This window comes from Agrobacterium sp. A3-95 (genome assembly GCF_053521785.1).
Genome location: NZ_JBNWDR010000011.1, coordinates 145,226 through 161,611 on the forward strand (window position 1 = coordinate 145,226; position 16,386 = coordinate 161,611).

Consider the following 16,386-nt stretch of genomic DNA (forward strand, 5'->3'; position numbering starts at 1 on the left):
TGACGTTAAAGAATTGGTATCGGGGATTACATGTCTAATAGGGGACCCGCAATCGAGGCACGCATAGCTGAAATGCGCCTGCGCCACGCAATAGAACCGATGCTAGTCGAAAGCGGGTATTATTTTCGCCAAGAAACAGATGACTTTGGTTTCGACTACCGCGCGGGACGGCCAGCTATTGGAGGACATGCGCGGCACAGCATAGGGATTTTCACCAAGATCTCTCAAGCGCCTATCGAAGGTGCGTCCATCCAAAGACTTCTTGAACATCGCATAGATTCGGTCGACCGCGCGATTCTCGTCTCCGATGCTGGCTTCAGCTCCTCGGCACGAAAAATTTCAGCCGAAGCGCCCGCCAAATTGGAGCTTTTGACCACTTCCGATCTCGCGGCATGGGCGAAAAGCTTCCAACAAAAGAAAACGCCGGTCGAGGTCCTGATTCAACAAGCCGTCAGCGACCTTTCGAGAAAGTTCGTTGGGTGGATCGCCGACCAACCTGACAGCGCACTTGCAGCGCTCAAGTGGTATCAGATCGAGGAGACAGTTGCAGAGCTATTCTCCGGACTGGGTTTTAGAGCAACGCTTACTCCGCCTGCGAAAGACGGTGGAAAGGATGTCGTGCTTGCATGTGAAATTGGCGGTCAAGGCGTAGAATACTACATCGAAATCAAACATTGGCGATCCGGCAAGAAGGTCGGATCTCGGGCAGTGAACGAGTTCGTTGAACTGATCGCCCGCGAAAAAAAGAGTGGCGGACTATTTCTGTCCACACACGGCTACACCCGTGCGGCCTTCAGTCATTTGAGCGAAATCGAGAGAGAGACAATAAATTTCGCAGGCCGTCAGAAACTAGTGACACTATGTAAGACCTATCAGAAGGCAGCTTCTGGAATTTGGTCACCACCCTCAAGTCTCGCTGAGGTCCTGTCCGAAGACTATCTGTGAGCCGCGGCGAAGCACGGTGATGGCGGGCGGCGATTCCAAGATGAGGTCTCGTTCGGCTCAGGTGAGCATGGGGCCGCATCCGGATCTGCGGGATTTTTCTATGATCCCTTTGGTTGTTTCTAATCCCCACTTCTCCCTCTAACCTTGCAGTCAACCACGAATGCGAGCAGAAACGCATGGGCCTGAAACGAACGCCCAACCGATTTAGCAACACGAGTAGATGACATGGTTCAACAGGCTCTCCGCAAACTGCCCACAGCGATTTTGAAACCATACCTCTCAGCCGGCTTCCTCAGGCTCGTATCCAAGGGGAAGCCAGCAAAGGCCCTGCAGGAATTTGCGACCCAGATCGTGGAGCTGACGAGTGACGCAAATGGCCGGAAATTTCGCGAGAGCTTCGCCGTGTCAACCACCGCCGGGCTCACGATCCAAGCACACGTCTATGTCAACAAACGACTATCTCCTTGGGCTAGCGGCGAGTTCTATGACGAAACGAACGAGCTTGTGGTTATTGCAGTCAGGAATGACCTGGTCGCCATCGTCTGCTCTGAATCCTCAATGCGCGAGCGACTGACCAAGAAGATTGCTATCGCCAAGCCACTAAAGAGCGACCTGTTGGAACGAGCGTTCGTCGGAAGCCAGGCGAAAGCCATGTGGCTAACGGGAGTGCACACTCCCACTGCGGCAAAAGCAAGTGCTAAGTCGATGACGGGGCCGGCTCTAGAACTCGCATTGGATCCCTTGGGTGATCAAACCTTCTACTATTCCGCGGTTAAAAGCAGCGGAGCCTTCGATGGCAAAACTGTGATCGGCGCGGCGCCCTCCTCAAGCCGAATTTGGGTAAACAGGCCAAAGGATTGGAAAGCATTTACAACGACGCTGTCAGGTCTGATTGACCACATCGCCACGACCGAGAAAGGTTCATCTGTTGCTCAACCTTGGTTGCAGGTGCTCGCCCAGACAGTAGGGGAAGCGTCGACAGCCACGGATCCTTACGCCGTGGCGCTAATTTCGCCAGAATTGCTAGCTGAAGACACGATCGACCAGGCAACGCGCGAACGGGCGATTGCATGGGCTTATGAGAGCGAGCTGACTGTTCTGGACCATAGCGGCCCGTCGCCAAGATGTCGTGTCTCTCTTGGCGGTACAGAAATCGGCTCGGTTGAGATCACCATTGCTGGTGCGGCTGACCGCTCCTATGCAAGTGCGACATGGTCCGACCAAGTTGAGGGGTGTCAATTGGAGCGCGAGCAGTGCTCCCAGCTGATCGAACGGCCTGAGTGTCTGCGCATTTACTATGCTGATGGAACGACGCTCGCGGATGGTCGCCTGTTCACGCAAGCTTACCGTGATCAACGTTTTGACTGGGACTTCAGGGACTTTGCAAACTACGCTGTCGACAAAGAGAAGCCAAAACTGTGGGGCGGGAAAGCCCTGGCAGATGTCATTGCGTCGCAGAAAGAGGACGGCACAAATGACGATTCGCTTTTTGCCTACGTAATCGAGAAGCTCTTCCCAGCAGGTTGGCTCGCGAGTGATGATGGTTCGATGGAGTTCGCCGATTTTGTTCATATTAACCCCGCGGGCGATCATGTGACCCTCATCCACGCAAAGGGCTCAAACAAGACCGACGTTAACCGCGGTGTCTCGGTCTCAAACTACGAGGTCGTCGTCGGTCAGGCCGTCAAGAACGTAAGGCATTTGGACCGCAATATACTCGCGGACATTCTCGCCGGCGGTAAGCACAAGAAAATCGGGGGAGCAGTTTGGTTGGACGGAATAAAGCAGAACGATAGGGTCGAGATCATCGAGGCAGCGAAGGCGCTAAAGCCTGATCACATCAAGACCGTAATTGTTCTCCAGCCGCAACTCACCGAAACTGAGCGGCAAGCATGCATAGGCCCGAGCCCAACTGCAACGGGCGATCGCATTAAGCGCATGAAGCAGCTCGATACCCTGATGCTATCGGCCAGGCTATCGTGCGGCGCTGTCGGCGCCAGCTTCATTGGGATTGGAGCGAAATAGCCGGTCTTGCTAAGCCCGTTGCATAAAGTCCGCTAACCACCACGAAGGGCAAATTCAGCGATTATAGCAGGCCGCGCAGAAAGTAGTCGCTCTAGATGGCTTTCGGGCCACATCTCAATGCGTGGCGCCTCACCTTTCGAGTTGTGTTTCTCGATCCAGCTGACTCCATCAGCGGTGAACCGCCCGCTTGTCGCAATGATGAGGACATCGACCTTTGGATGCTCCCACAGGCTCATTTGCTCCTTCGCCGTAGCGGCTTCGCCGACCCCGACACTTTTGCTAAGCCAATGCTTGCACTGAATGACAACTCGCTGGTGGAGGGTCCCAGACAACTCGTCCTTGGTTTCACGCGTAACCGAAAGATCGCGGCCTCGATCCGGCGCTCGTGTCTGCATGAGCCACTCGGGATTGAGATACCCTGGCGTGTCACTTATCAACGTGAAGATGAGACGTTCAAAGGCACCATCATCAATTTCCGACCAAGCAAGTGCTGTTGAAATCGGCCCCTTCGGTCGCGATGCAACTAGCTCTGACAAATCCTTTGCTCTGACCGGGATCGGCTCATTGGCACCGTAAAGGCCCTTGCGTAAAGCACTCTTGATGTTTGGCCAATCTGCATTCTCAATGTCGATGAGATCGCTGACATAACCGAAATGTATGTGCCTCAACATGAGTTGCCAGTGCGGCGGCTTCTGCACGCTCGAACCGAGAAGCACTTCGATCTGTTTGATATGATCCCGAATGCTGCTCCAGGCCTCACGGTCAAGGCGATGGTTTGCCTCTACCTCAAGCGGGAGAGCCGAACGGATACTCCGCAGATCAGCATCGACTTGATCGATCAACACGACGAGCGCATCGCGAATTAGAGCGCGTCGCATAGTATTCATCCGGAAGCGATACTCTCGCAATGCGCGCCCCGGCTCTTCGATCCAGCTTTCGATGGCGCTGTATGTCGACGGCTCGTCGATCTCCATTGCGTCGAAACGGCTTTGTGCAATTCCGTTGAGGTCCGCGGGCATCGCGGTCGGCTTCCAGCCGTTGATCATGGGAAGACTGTTCAGCAGAAGCTCAAAGGAGCGCGTCCGTTCCTCGTACTCGACATCCTCGCCAAAGGATATCCCCTCAGGAACCATCTCTTGAAGCTCGCTGCAGATCCGCTCAAGCTTGACGAGATTGGCTTCGGTGGCCTCGAACTGCTCAAGGGCAGCCATAATCGAATTGTCTTCTGTACCGCGCATAATCTCGCCTTTCGTCCGCCGTTCCTTGAGAAAACCAACCTATTCGCATCTGCGGTTAAGCTTGATTCCAAGGCACCTGAATCTCGAATTAGCTGCAAACCGAAGCGGAAACGGGCTCATTCTCACGGTCAATGTGGCAACCGATCCGAGTATTGAGAATCCAAGTCTCCCGTCCCTACCTCGCTAACCATCAAATAATCTCCAAAGAGCCACATCTCGAAATTCGACTCTCATTTTCCTTAACAGGTTGAATAACTTTACGAAACCGTGAAAAAAAACGGCTGACAAGCTCAAAGCGCCGTCCGCGTTCTGTGGGACGGTTGCGTGATATCTCTTGGAATCCTCACCCTAGCTCGCGATAGCACCACTTTCGCCACTCGCTCTCAAAAGTGCCATAAGCATCGGCCCCAGCGAAAACTCGTCCCTCGCCGCTCGCTTCGTGAGATCGCGAAGGTAACCGCCCGCCGAGTTGATGAAGTTCGAACGCTCGAGGATACACGCCATCGCTACGGCCGCGTTCTCAGGCCCCATCGCATCGCAAGCTTCCTCGTAGGCGGACGGACTAACTCCAAGCATGGAGCGCACCACTACCGCCGCAGTCATGAGTTCTCGCCAATGGGATATGCCTCCAGGTGGACCATAGTCTCCAATCTGCGGGCAGGCTCGAAGGACCATACCTAACGGGAAGGCCTTGATCGCATTTTTGGTAGCTCCCGCCTCACCAAGCATTCCACGATCACGATTGCGCGCCAAGTTGACGCCCTGCTCTTTTCCAGAGCTAGGTTCAAGTTCAATTATAATATCGGTATTTGAATTCTGTATGTGGCGTGCATTTTGAACGGCATTGCCATGCATATTTTCGTCATTGTCGTTAAAATCGAGATGGTTAAGCACCTCTTCGCGCAAGAGTTCCATTTCTTCGAGGGTTTTCTCAACGCGAGCCCTGTCTGCATAGCGCGGATGGCGGCCCACTATGCCGACATACACAGTCTCGATGTACTCCCAGTTCCCTGGTGCGCCTTCTTCCATCGCAGCCGTGATAAGCTTTCGGACATCGCGTCGGCAGATAGTCAGCGCTTCTTTTGCTCGACGGAAGCGCATGCGTTCCGCCGCAATCTCCTGTGCGAGTAATGCAATCTCGGATGCGCGCGCGAGAAGCGGGGTAAGATCGAAGCCATAAGCGTGCTCGATTTGGCCATCGCGATCACGATGCGCGTACCGCTTGCCGTTCGGACTGTCTCTACGTTGAATGAGGCCGGCCTCAACGAGGGAGGCCAGCTGCCGGCGGAGCGTGCTTTCGGTGATGCCGTGCGCACGGACCGATAGCTGCGCATTGGACGGGAACACGACAAGCCCTCTCTCAGGATCGAGCTGTGGCTCTGGGTAGAAAGTCAAAAGCGCATCGAGAACCGCGATGGCTCGATCTTGGAGGCCAAATCGCTCCCTTGCCTCGCAGACGTCGCGAAACACTTTCCACTTCTCTACTGGTGCTCCTATTTTCGAATCTCGCATGGCGAACTGATCTTTGACCAGGGCGAGATTCACCGACCGCCGCCCAAAGGGCGTCGTTATGTGTCCCGACTGCATTTTTCTTTCACCTTTCTCTAGGCAAAAGAAATCCACTCACCAAATCGGCGCCAAGACTCTTGACTGTGATTCCGGGAAATGCGATTCTCAATCCTGCGACAGATAACGAGAGAGGCTTCCACGGTTTACCGTTTGGGGGCCTTTTTCTTTTGCGGTTTAGTCTCCGTTGTTGTTCGTTTTTGATCCGCTGTATTCGGCATACAGGCGGTCCATGTGGTTCGAAAGCCAATCACCAAAGGGCTTCGCTTCTGCATTTGAGAGCTCGATCGCGACCTTTTTTGACTTAGCGTTCATGGCAAAACTCAGCGAACTGTCGCTGGACACCCAATCTCTTGTCTGGGCTCGGGTCTTCGGTGCCTTGGCCGCCGACTTGACCTTGTACCGCTTCAGGAAGTCGTGAAGGGCGTCAAAGCGTTTGTCTTCGTCCACTGCCATGAAATCCGAGGTTGCGGCATGCTCTGTTGCGACCTTCAATAGAGCAGGGGCAAGGACCAGTTGGCGAAGGCTTAGCCACTTGTCTCGTCCGATTTTCTTAGACGCGCCAAGAGCTTTAATGATCGGGGCAGGGACCACGTCGACGACGCCTAGCATTTTCGAGAGCATAGCCTCATCGACTGCAAGCGACGAACGAACAACCTCTTTCGTCATCCCAGACACAAGCATGTTCTGCGCGAAATATGCGCGCTCGATGAATGACAGGTTCGACCGGGCCGAGTTCTCCTGACCTTGCGCAATAGCAGAGGTAATATCGTCCAGCTTCTTGACGACTGCCCTAACCGGGACACCAAGTTCTTTCGCGACCTTCAGGCGCCGATGGCCGAATACGACCATGAACCGCTTACTATCCGAAGAACTGGGCCGCACGAGGATAGGCGTTGTCTGTCCAGCCTCCTTGATGGCCTGTTTCAACTCCTGATATTCTTCGCCTTCATCTGTAAGACGGTCGGCTATGGGCGAAACGTCAAGAAGTTGAGGATCGAGCTCGACGATGGCTTCGCCATCCATAAGCTTCCTGGTGTTCTCGGCCATGTCTTCGATGGACCGAACAACCGTCTTCGCTGCGCCGGTCATACCATAGCCAGGCTTGGCAGGTGTTTTCTCGGACAAAGACGACAGATCTAACTTTGCGAATGGATTCTCACGCGACATAGTCGACCTCCAATTGCACGATCACCGGCAACAAGACATTGGGAAGACAAGAAAAAAGGTCGAAAAAAACGGCTGACAAGATCGTCATTTCCTTCCCCATGCGCTGTGAATGAGGTCCACGACTTCGCCATTGGCGGCATTGAGACTCTCCATGGCGCGATCATAGGTTTGGCGAACGAAATCTCCTCGCTCGACCTCGTAAAGGGTCTGTTTGCGGATCGAAGCATCCGAAATCGCCGTCGACTTGAGGACATGGTTGCGGAGCATCTGCTGTGCGAACATCGACTGCATGAAGCCCACCATCTGAGCTTGGGGAATATCGGTCGGCTCAAAACGTGTTACGAGATAGCGAAACCATTCCACCCTGATCTCCGCACCGGCCTCTGCAACTGGCGTCATGATGCCGCCGAGCATCTGCAAGAACTGGCTCATCGACATGATGTCGAGCATCTGCGGATGAATAGTAATCAGGATGCCCGTGGAGGCCATCAGAGCAGTGATGGTCAGATAGCCAAGTTGCGGTGGGCAGTCGATGACCACCACATCGTACAAGTGATCAACCTCTTTCAGCGCATTGACGATGCGCATGTGGAACAGCCTGCCTTCGTCGCCCTTCCTGGAGGAGATGGCGAGAGGCACGTCATACTCGAATTCCTGCAATACGAGATTGGCCGGGACAACGTCCAATCCAGGAATGTTAGTTGATTGGATGACCTCGGAAATCGGCTTGCGTTCATCATCAAAGCGAAGTGCCTCATAGAGCGAGGCGGTGTCATCCAGTTCAGGTTGGATACCGAACAATGACGTCAGAGAAGCCTGAGGATCCAGATCGACGGCGAGGACACGATGCCCGGTAAGAGCCAGATATTGGGCAAGATGTGCCGCTGTCGTTGTCTTGCCGCTACCGCCTTTGAAATTCACGACGGAAACGACCTGCATTGCCTCGCCTTCCCTGCGCCTCGGGAGGTAATAGCGTTTGTCTGACTTTTTATTCGATTCGAGATATTCGCGGAGCGCCAGCATCTGATCGGCGGTATAGTAGCGGCGACCACCAACGGATTCGATCTCGGGGCCTTTCCCATCAGCATGGATCTGGCGAAGGTGGGTCTGGGTAACGCCCATGAACTCGGCGACCTCGGGGAGCTGGAATTTTCTTAGCCCCTTGCGAGCGTCTGGAGGATACTGTTGGCTGCGCAACATATGTAACGCACTTGAGATCTTCGCCCCTTGCTGGGCGATTTCAACGTCAAATCTGTTGGGAAGCTGGCTCATTTTGCGAACTATATCCTGACTAGCGTCACTTTCGAAAAAATGGCCACAGAGCCATCGTTTTCGAAACTATCGTTCGATTTCGCATGCGCGACAAGGAATTTAAAGTTAACAAAGTCTTAAGCCATCCATTACTGAGCTGCGAAAACTGCAAACCACCTTTTTATATCAACAGCTTAGCTTGCTCGTGAGCAACTTGCGCCGTTCGTCTTTTCTGTGATTCATTTTCGGAAATATCGCGCGAATCCGCTCGAGAACGAAAGAATCGCTGCGAACGTGACGGAATCACCCGAGGCTCGCGAGGTGCAAATTTGCACCTCGACTTTGTGGTGCGCTCGCGGTCTGTCTCCCCCGAACACTCAAACGAGGGGACGATGTCAACCATGCTTCAATCGCACTCCCGCCTTGTCCGCAAACTGCAGGATGCGCTTGGTGAGCGCTTATGCGTCGCCCTAGACGACCCGACGGTGGTCGAAATCATGCTCAATCCGGACGGCAAGCTGTTCATCGAGCGGCTTGGGCACGGTGTCGCACCGGCAGGGGAAATGCAGGCGACGGCGGCGGAGACCGTCATAGGCTCCGTTGCTCACGCGCTACAATCGGAGGCCGATGGCGAACGCCCGATAATCTCGGGCGAACTCCCGATTGGCGGACATCGATTCGAGGGCCTTCTTCCACCGGTCGTCAATTCGCCAACATTCACGATACGCCGGCGCGCGTCCCAACTGATCCCGCTTGAAGACTATGTCGTGACCAAAGTCATGACTGAAGCACAGGCGTCGATCATCCGAAGCGCCATCAATAATCGGCTCAACATCGTGATTGCCGGTGGCACGGGATCCGGGAAGACGACCCTCGCAAACGCTGTGATAGCCGAGGTCGTCAAGACAGCACCGGAGGATCGAATGGTGATCCTCGAGGACACTTCCGAGATCCAATGCGCAGCAGAGAATGCTGTCAGCCTCCATACGAGCGATACCATCGATATGGCTCGGCTTCTCAAAAGCACTATGCGCCTCCGTCCTGACCGGATCATTGTCGGCGAAGTACGCGACGGTGCAGCTTTGACCCTGCTGAAGGCCTGGAATACCGGCCACCCGGGCGGCGTAACAACCATCCATTCCAACACGGCTATGTCTGCCCTTCGCCGCCTGGAACAACTGACCGCTGAAGCAAGCCAGCAGCCGATGCAGGCCGTGATTGGAGAAGCTGTTGACCTGGTGATCTCGATCGAACGTTCGGGGCGGGGGAGGCGGGTGAGAGAGGTCCTCCATGTCGAGGGCTTCAACGGTTCTCGCTACCAAACCGAACATTATCCGCAAATCGATGAGGACAGCCATGCCGCATAAACGTCTGCTTCGCCTTGGAATTCTAACTGCCTTTTTCGGCATATCGGTGGCCGCGCCGGTGTTTGCCAGTTCCGGAGGCAGCTTGCCCTGGGAGGGGCCGCTTGAGCAAATCCAGGAATCAATTACCGGGCCAGTAGCAGGGTACATCGCACTGGCCGCCGTCGCTATAGCCGGTGGCATGTTGATCTTCGGTGGCGAGCTCAACGATTTCGCGCGACGCCTCGTGTATGTGGTGCTCGTTGCGGGAATTCTTCTCGGTGCCACCACGATCGTTGGTTTGTTCGGCGCAACTGGCGCGTCGATTGGCATTCCCACGGTCGCCGGAAAGATGGAGCTACCACCGGCGAGAAACCTGGAGAGAGGGGAGGAGGCCAATGGCTGAGGCCGGCACCACACTCCAGAGAAACCGTATCCATCGCGCGCTCTCACGCCCAAACCTCCTTATGGGAGCGGATCGAGAACTGGTTCTACTGACCGGGCTTGCTTCGGTCATCCTCATTTTTGTGGTGCTGACCTTCTACTCAGCTTTATTCGGAATGGCGATCTGGATCGTCGTTGTCGCAGCGCTCCGAATGATGGCGAAAGCCGATCCACTCATGCGACAGGTCTATGTGCGACACATGCGCTACCGGGCGCATTACCTGCCGACATCGTCTCCTTGGCGAAGCTTCTGAGGGTCGCAACATGGTGGCACTGCGCACGTTTCGATCAACTGGCCCGTCCTTCGCTGATCTCGTCCCTTATGCTGGGCTGGTCGACAACGGCATCCTGCTTCTAAAGGACGGCAGTCTGATGTCCGGATGGTACTTCGCGGGTCCTGATTCCGAGAGCGCTACCGACTTCGAGCGCAACGAGCTGTCCCGGCAAATCAACGCCATTCTTTCGCGGCTGGGATCCGGCTGGATGATCCAGGTAGAGGCCGTTCGCGTTCCTACGACCGAATACCCGTCAGCCGAGCGAAGCCACTTCCCCGACACAGTCACCGCTTTGATCGATGACGAAAGGCGTCGGCATTTCGAGAGGGAGCAGGGGCATTTCGAGAGCCGACAAGCGCTGATCCTAACCTACCGGCCACCGGAACGGCGGCGGAGCGGCCTGACCCGCTATATCTATTCAGATAGTGAAAGCCGAACGGCGAGCTATGCCGACACCGTCCTTGATACGTTTCGGCGGTCGATCCGGGAGATCGAGCAATACCTCGGCAATGTGGTGTCGGTGCAGCGCATGCAAACCCGCGAAGTGAGAGAGCGCGGCGGAGAACGGATCGCGCGTTATGACGAGCTTTTCCAGTTCATTCGATTTGCCATCACTGGCGAGAACCACCCCGTTCGTTTGCCGGAAATTCCCATGTATCTCGACTGGCTCACAACCGCCGAACTTGAACACGGCCTGACACCTCGGGTCGAAAATCGTTTTCTCGGCGTGATCGCCATTGACGGCCTACCGGCCGAGAGCTGGCCGGGGATACTGAACAGCCTTAATCTCATGCCGCTCACCTACCGCTGGTCCTCGCGCTTTATCTTCCTCGATGCTGAAGAAGCCAAGCAGCGCCTCGAGCGTACACGCAAGAAATGGCAGCAGAAGGTTCGGCCGTTTTTTGACCAGCTTTTCCAGACGCAATCCCGATCGATCGACCAGGATGCCATGTCCATGGTCGCCGAAACGGAGGATGCAATTGCTGAAGCGTCCTCGCAGCTTGTCGCTTATGGCTATTACACACCCGTTATTGTTCTGTTCGACGAAAGCCGCGAAGTTCTCCAGGAAAAAGCCGAAGCCATTCGCCGGTTGATTCAGGCCGAAGGCTTCGGCGCTCGCATCGAGACACTCAATGCGACGGATGCTTTTCTCGGCAGCCTACCCGGAAACTGGTACTGCAATATACGAGAACCCTTGATCAACACGCGGAACCTTGCCGATCTCGTGCCGCTCAATTCTGTCTGGTCAGGTAGCCCCACCGTTACCTGCCCATTCTATCCACCTGACGCCCCACCGCTGATGCAAGTGGCATCGGGCTCAACACCGTTTCGACTGAACCTCCATGTCGACGACGTCGGCCATACCCTGATCTTCGGGCCGACCGGCTCGGGCAAATCGACGCTATTGGCGTTAATCGCGGCTCAGTTCTGCCGTTACGGGGAAGCTCAGATTTTCGCCTTCGATAAGGGAAACTCGATGCTGCCTCTTACTCTTGCTTCCGGTGGCGATCATTATGAGATTGGCGGCGATGCAGGGGAGGGGGCACATCTTGCTTTCTGCCCTCTGTCGGAACTTTTGACAGAAGGCGACCGCGCGTGGGCATCCGAATGGATTGAGACGCTCATCTCTCTTCAGGGTGTGACGGTCGCGCCCGAACATCGAAATGCCATCTCCAGACAGATCGGCCTGATGGCATCGGCACCCGGCCGCTCGCTGTCAGACTTCGTCAGTGGCGTCCAGCTGCGCGAGATCAAGGATGCGCTTCATCATTACACCGTCGATGGCCCGATGGGGCTACTCCTCGATGCCGAATCCGATGGTCTGACGCTTGGCCGCTTTCAGTGTTTCGAGATCGAGCAACTCATGAACATGGGTGAGCGCAATCTCGTGCCGGTCCTGACCTATTTGTTTCGCCGAATTGAAAAACGCCTCGACGGACGGCCGAGTTTGATCATTCTCGACGAAGCCTGGCTGATGCTTGGTCATCCGGTGTTCCGCAACAAAATCAGGGAATGGCTGAAAGTGTTGCGCAAGGCGAACTGCGCAGTCATCCTCGCTACGCAATCCATCTCGGATGCGGAACGCTCGGGTATCATAGATGTCCTGAAGGAATCCTGCCCGACGAAGATCTGCCTGCCCAATGGTGCGGCCCGCGAGACCGGCACCCGCGAATTCTATGAACGTATCGGCTTCAACGAACGTCAGATCGAGATTGTGGCCACCGCCATCCCTAAGCGGGAATATTATGTGACGTCACCGGATGGACGGCGCCTCTTTGACATGGCGCTCGGTCCGGTCACGCTATCCTTCGTCGGCGCCTCCGGGAAATCCGACCTTGCACGCATTCGGGCGCTCCAATCCATCCATGGCAAAGAATGGCCCAGGCAGTGGCTCATCGAAAGGGGGATTAATCACGATGTCTAATGCAAAGAAGTCATCTAACGCGGTATGCACGGCCGCTTCAGTCGCCCTTGCTATCGGCGTGATCACTACCCCGACGATGTCGTATGCTGGCGCGGCTGCCGGGGGAGCAAAGGAGTGGACGCAGCTCCTCAACAACGCCGAGCTCGTCTCTCTTGTCGGTCAGTCGGGCACGCAGATCGAAAACCAGATTACCCAAATCACGCAGCTTGCCGAGCAAATCCAAAATCAGCTGAATATCTACAGGAACATGCTGCAGAACACCGCCCAGCTCCCGAACCACATTTGGGGGCAGGTTGAGAGCGATCTCAACAGGCTTCGTAGCATTGTCGACCAGGGACAAAGCATCTCATTCTCAATGGGCAATGCAGACGATGTCCTTCAGCAGCGGTTCAAGAGCTATGCGGACCTGAAAACCAATCTCCCTAATGCTGAATCCTTCTCGAGCACCTACCAGTCCTGGTCGGACACGAACCGGGACACAATCGGCAGCACGCTGAAGGCGGCAAGCCTGACAGCCGATCAGTTCGACACGGAGGAGGGAACGATGAGTTCGCTGCGATCCATGTCGGAGTCGGCCGACGGCCAGATGAAAGCCCTCCAGGTGGGACACCAGATCGCAGCCCAGCAGGTGTCCCAGATGCAGAAGCTGCGCGGCTTGGTTTCCCAGCAAATGACAATGATGGGGACATGGCTGCAGACCGAGCAGACGGACAAGGATCTCGCGCAGGCCCGGCGTGAGAAATTCTTCAATGCCGACGTTTCCACGATCCCGAGCGGCCAGAAGATGGAGCCACGCTGGTGAGCCGCCCGGTGTTGATCGTCATGGTGCTGGTCATGGTCGCTGCAGCGGCTTCCGCCACCACCTTCTATTTCGTCCAAGCGAACACCCCGGCGTCATCAAAGATGAGCGAGGAGCAACGCGCCACCCGTGAGAAGTTTTTCGGCAGAGCTAAGGAGCTTCCCCCGATCGAGAAAGGTCAGGAGATGCGGCCGCGATGGTGAAGCGAAATCTCGAACAGGCTTTCCTACTCGGGGGGATAGCCTGCCTTGCCCTGGCCACTCCAGCGTTTGCACAGCAGGGACAGGTCCTGGCGGAACTTGAGAACCAGGTTTCTGCTGCTGCCAAGGGTTGGGAGACCACCATCATGGACGCGGCGAGGTCGCTGTTCTGGATTCTCGCCGGGATCGAGGTCGGTATCGCCGCTGTCTGGCTCGCTATACAGGCCGCATCCCTTGAAAGCTGGTTCGCCGAACTCGTCCGACGGATCATGTTCATCGGCTTTTTCGCATTCGTGCTCACCTTAGGTCCGACGTTTGCGAAGGACGTAGTCAATAGTCTCTACCAGATTGGCGCGGACGGCGGATCCGCCTCGCCAGCCGAGGTGTTCGATGCTGGTATCCGTGTCGCATCTCAAATGTCGGAGCAGGCCAAATTTGGCGTATTTGAAGACAACGCGCTTGCCATTGCTGCCGTCCTTGCCATGGGCGTAGTCGTTATATGCTTCTCGTTGGTCGCGGCAATCTTTGTCGCTGTGATGGTCGAGATGTACGTCGGCCTGCTAGCAGGCATGATCATGCTCGGATTGGGTGGCTCGTCCTTCACCAAAGATTTCGCCGTCCGCTATTTGATCTATGCCTTCGGCGTTGGCATGAAGCTTATGGCACTCGTCATGATTGCGAAGATAGGCTCGGAAGTTCTCCTCGGATTGGCGCAGGCGCCAACGGCAGACAGCGATCAGTTCATCACAACCCTCGCAATCGCCGGCATATCTGTCGTCGTATTCATCATCGCGATGTACGTGCCAACGATCATCCAGGGTGTCGTGCAAGGTGCCTCTGTCTCAGGCGGCATGGAGGCCATCCGTCACGGTGGGCAGGCTGCTTCTTTTGCGCTTGGCACAGCATCTCTGGCCGCGGGCGCAGTCGGAGCTGGCGCCGCGGCGGCTCAATCGGCACGCGCTGCAGGATCCTCTGTAGCGGGAGCCGCACTACGCGGGATGGGCGCCGGGATTGGGTCGGCGGGGAAGGCTGCCGGGTCGGCAGCCAAGGAAAAGGCGATCGGTTCGCCTGGCGCCTATGCCGGATCGATCATGGGGCTCGCCAACGCGAAGCTCGATCAGAGCCGCACCGGGCAAAGCGGCCCCAAGCCGCCGCCCGAACGAAACGACCAGTAGTCAACAGGAAGGCAACAAGCGATGGCAGCGAACCGGCCGCCCGACAGCCCTTACCTTGCCGCGCGGCAGGAATGGACGGAACGATATGGATCCTATGTCCAGGCGGCGCGCGCATGGAGGACCGTGGGCATTCTAGCATTATTGATGGCCGTGATCGGCTTCACCTATGCGCTTTACCTCAGCACGCAGGTCAAGCTGGTGCCTTACATCGTGGAGGTTGATAAGCTCGGCAATACAGTCTCCGGCGGCTTTCCCCAGCAGATCGAATACGCCGATACGCGCGTCGTTCGCGCCACTCTCGGGAATTTTATCTCGAGCTTCCGTTCGATCACACCAGATGCGGTTGTGCAGAAGCAGTACATCGACCGGACTTACGCACTGCTGAGAACCTCCGATCCGTCGACCCAGAAGGTCAATGCTTGGTTCCGTGGTAATTCCCCGTTCGAGAAGGCCGTGAACGCGACCGTGGCTATTGAAGTGAACAATATCGTGGCGCTCTCCAACCAAACCTACCAGATCGACTGGACCGAATATGAGCGCGACCGCAAGGGGAAGGAAACGGCAACGCGCCGGTTCCGCGGTATCGCAACCGTCGCGATCACTTCACCACAAGACGAAGCAACAATCCGGCTCAATCCGATCGGTGTCTATGTCACCGATTTCGACTGGACCGCGCAACTGTAAGGGCAGGGACTGCTATGGGGACGATCAATAGCAAAGTGGCCGCAGGATACCTTCTCGCTGCTGCAACGGCAATCGCGGCGGCATCTCCGGTCACAGCGCAAAGCCTGAACGGGAATGAGGTCAAAGGCACGGCTTTGTCCGGAAAGTGGCGTGGTCAATCGGGCCTTGTCACACGCGGGCCGGACGGAAAGGTCATATTCCTGTTCGGCGAGACCCAGCCATCCGTGGTCTGCTCCCCCCTGCAAGTCTGCGACATCGAACTGCAGGGAGGCGAGATCGTGCGAGACGTCCTGGTCGGAGATACGGTTCGCTGGAAGGTTGAGCCGGCGACCTCAGGCGCCGCGGGTGGACAGGCGATCCATCTGATCGTCAAGCCGTCGGAACCGGGTCTCGTAACGTCTATGGTCGTTACCACCTCTCGTCGTACCTACCACATCCAGCTCAAGTCCCATCCGAGTCAGTATATGGCGCGCGTTGGCTTCGAATATCCGGAAGATGCGGCAACGAAGCTATCCGACATCAATGCCCGGATCCAATCCATGAGCGGTCCGGGCGGTGGCGTTCCCCCCGAGCAGCTTGCGTTCTCATATTCACTCAGCGGGAATGCTCCGTGGCGTCCGAAACGGGTCTACTCCGATGGGCAGAAGACTTACATCCAGTTTCCGAGAGTAATTTCCGGGCAGGACGCGCCTGTCCTCTTCGTCGTCTCTGGCGGTCAGAACCGGATTGTGAACTACCGCATGAAGAACGACATGATGATCGTCGACTACAACATCGACAGGGCAATCCTGATCTCCGGGGTCGGCTGGAGACAGCAAAAAGTCACGATCAGAAGGGGAGGGTGAC

The 16,386-nt window shown here is 56.1% G+C and carries 15 protein-coding genes; 11 read left to right on the forward strand and 4 right to left on the reverse strand.

The genetic code is table 11. The features are described from left to right. The first annotated feature begins 30 nt into the window (after nt 1–30). Both ACQZ5Y_RS24355 and ACQZ5Y_RS24360 read left to right on the forward strand, forming a co-directional pair. Nucleotides 31–945 (forward strand): restriction endonuclease, encoded by a 915-nt coding sequence (locus tag ACQZ5Y_RS24355; RefSeq protein ID WP_121557810.1) that lies wholly within the window; start codon nt 31–33, stop codon nt 943–945. Between the two features lie 225 nt (nt 946–1,170). Further along, the gene (locus ACQZ5Y_RS24360) at nt 1,171–2,970 is read left to right on the forward strand and encodes a hypothetical protein (protein WP_121557809.1); all 1,800 of its coding nucleotides are present in this window, start codon (nt 1,171–1,173) and stop codon (nt 2,968–2,970) included. 32 nt (nt 2,971–3,002) lie between these two features. Here the strand turns inward: ACQZ5Y_RS24360 and ACQZ5Y_RS24365 are convergent, their stop codons facing one another. The 4 genes from ACQZ5Y_RS24365 to repA form a co-directional block, all read right to left on the reverse strand. Next, on the reverse strand, nt 3,003–4,208 hold the full coding sequence (locus ACQZ5Y_RS24365) for a restriction endonuclease (protein ID WP_121557808.1): 1,206 nt from the start codon (nt 4,206–4,208) through the stop codon (nt 3,003–3,005). A 348-nt stretch (nt 4,209–4,556) separates the two neighbouring features. Beyond that, nucleotides 4,557–5,795, reverse strand: a complete 1,239-nt coding sequence (gene repC / locus ACQZ5Y_RS24370; RefSeq protein ID WP_121557807.1) for a plasmid replication protein RepC — start codon at nt 5,793–5,795, stop codon at nt 4,557–4,559. A 156-nt stretch (nt 5,796–5,951) separates the two neighbouring features. After that, complete coding sequence (gene repB, locus ACQZ5Y_RS24375) at nt 5,952–6,944, reverse strand: plasmid partitioning protein RepB (RefSeq protein ID WP_121557806.1); 993 nt, start codon at nt 6,942–6,944, stop codon at nt 5,952–5,954. Between the two features lie 84 nt (nt 6,945–7,028). Then, entirely contained in the window at nt 7,029–8,216 is a 1,188-nt protein-coding gene (repA, locus tag ACQZ5Y_RS24380; RefSeq protein ID WP_121557805.1) for a plasmid partitioning protein RepA, read from the reverse strand. Between the two features lie 380 nt (nt 8,217–8,596). On the opposite strand from repA, the gene trbB reads away from it, so the two are divergent. The 9 genes from trbB to trbG are packed head-to-tail and all read left to right on the forward strand — an operon-like array spanning nt 8,597 to nt 16,385. Continuing rightward, on the forward strand, nt 8,597–9,562 hold the full coding sequence (gene trbB / locus ACQZ5Y_RS24385) for a P-type conjugative transfer ATPase TrbB (protein ID WP_121557963.1): 966 nt from the start codon (nt 8,597–8,599) through the stop codon (nt 9,560–9,562). Next, nucleotides 9,552–9,944, forward strand: a complete 393-nt coding sequence (locus ACQZ5Y_RS24390; RefSeq protein WP_121557941.1) for a TrbC/VirB2 family protein — start codon at nt 9,552–9,554, stop codon at nt 9,942–9,944. Before trbB ends, ACQZ5Y_RS24390 begins: the two co-directional genes overlap by 11 nt. Next, a complete protein-coding gene (locus ACQZ5Y_RS24395; RefSeq protein ID WP_121557940.1) occupies nt 9,937–10,236 on the forward strand; it encodes a conjugal transfer protein TrbD in 300 nt (99 codons plus the stop codon). The genes ACQZ5Y_RS24390 and ACQZ5Y_RS24395 overlap by 8 nt, the downstream gene beginning before the upstream one ends. Nucleotides 10,237–10,246: 10 nt before the next feature. Then, nucleotides 10,247–12,682 (forward strand): conjugal transfer protein TrbE, encoded by a 2,436-nt coding sequence (locus ACQZ5Y_RS24400; RefSeq protein WP_121557939.1) that lies wholly within the window; start codon nt 10,247–10,249, stop codon nt 12,680–12,682. Next, nucleotides 12,675–13,484: a P-type conjugative transfer protein TrbJ gene (trbJ, locus tag ACQZ5Y_RS24405; RefSeq protein WP_121557938.1), complete on the forward strand. Its 810-nt coding sequence runs from the start codon at nt 12,675–12,677 to the stop codon at nt 13,482–13,484. The genes ACQZ5Y_RS24400 and trbJ overlap by 8 nt, the downstream gene beginning before the upstream one ends. Beyond that, nucleotides 13,481–13,684 carry an entry exclusion protein TrbK gene (gene trbK, locus ACQZ5Y_RS24410; RefSeq protein ID WP_121557937.1) on the forward strand — a complete coding sequence of 68 codons (204 nt, stop codon included), beginning with the start codon at nt 13,481–13,483 and terminating at the stop codon, nt 13,682–13,684. Before trbJ ends, trbK begins: the two co-directional genes overlap by 4 nt. After that, the gene (trbL, locus tag ACQZ5Y_RS24415; RefSeq protein ID WP_121557936.1) at nt 13,678–14,856 is read left to right on the forward strand and encodes a P-type conjugative transfer protein TrbL; all 1,179 of its coding nucleotides are present in this window, start codon (nt 13,678–13,680) and stop codon (nt 14,854–14,856) included. Before trbK ends, trbL begins: the two co-directional genes overlap by 7 nt. Before the next feature lie 21 nt (nt 14,857–14,877). Beyond that, entirely contained in the window at nt 14,878–15,540 is a 663-nt protein-coding gene (locus tag ACQZ5Y_RS24420) for a conjugal transfer protein TrbF (protein WP_112671253.1), read from the forward strand. A gap of 14 nt (nt 15,541–15,554) precedes the next feature. Further along, on the forward strand, nt 15,555–16,385 hold the full coding sequence (trbG, locus tag ACQZ5Y_RS24425) for a P-type conjugative transfer protein TrbG (protein WP_121557935.1): 831 nt from the start codon (nt 15,555–15,557) through the stop codon (nt 16,383–16,385). Nucleotide 16,386 lies beyond the last annotated feature (1 nt).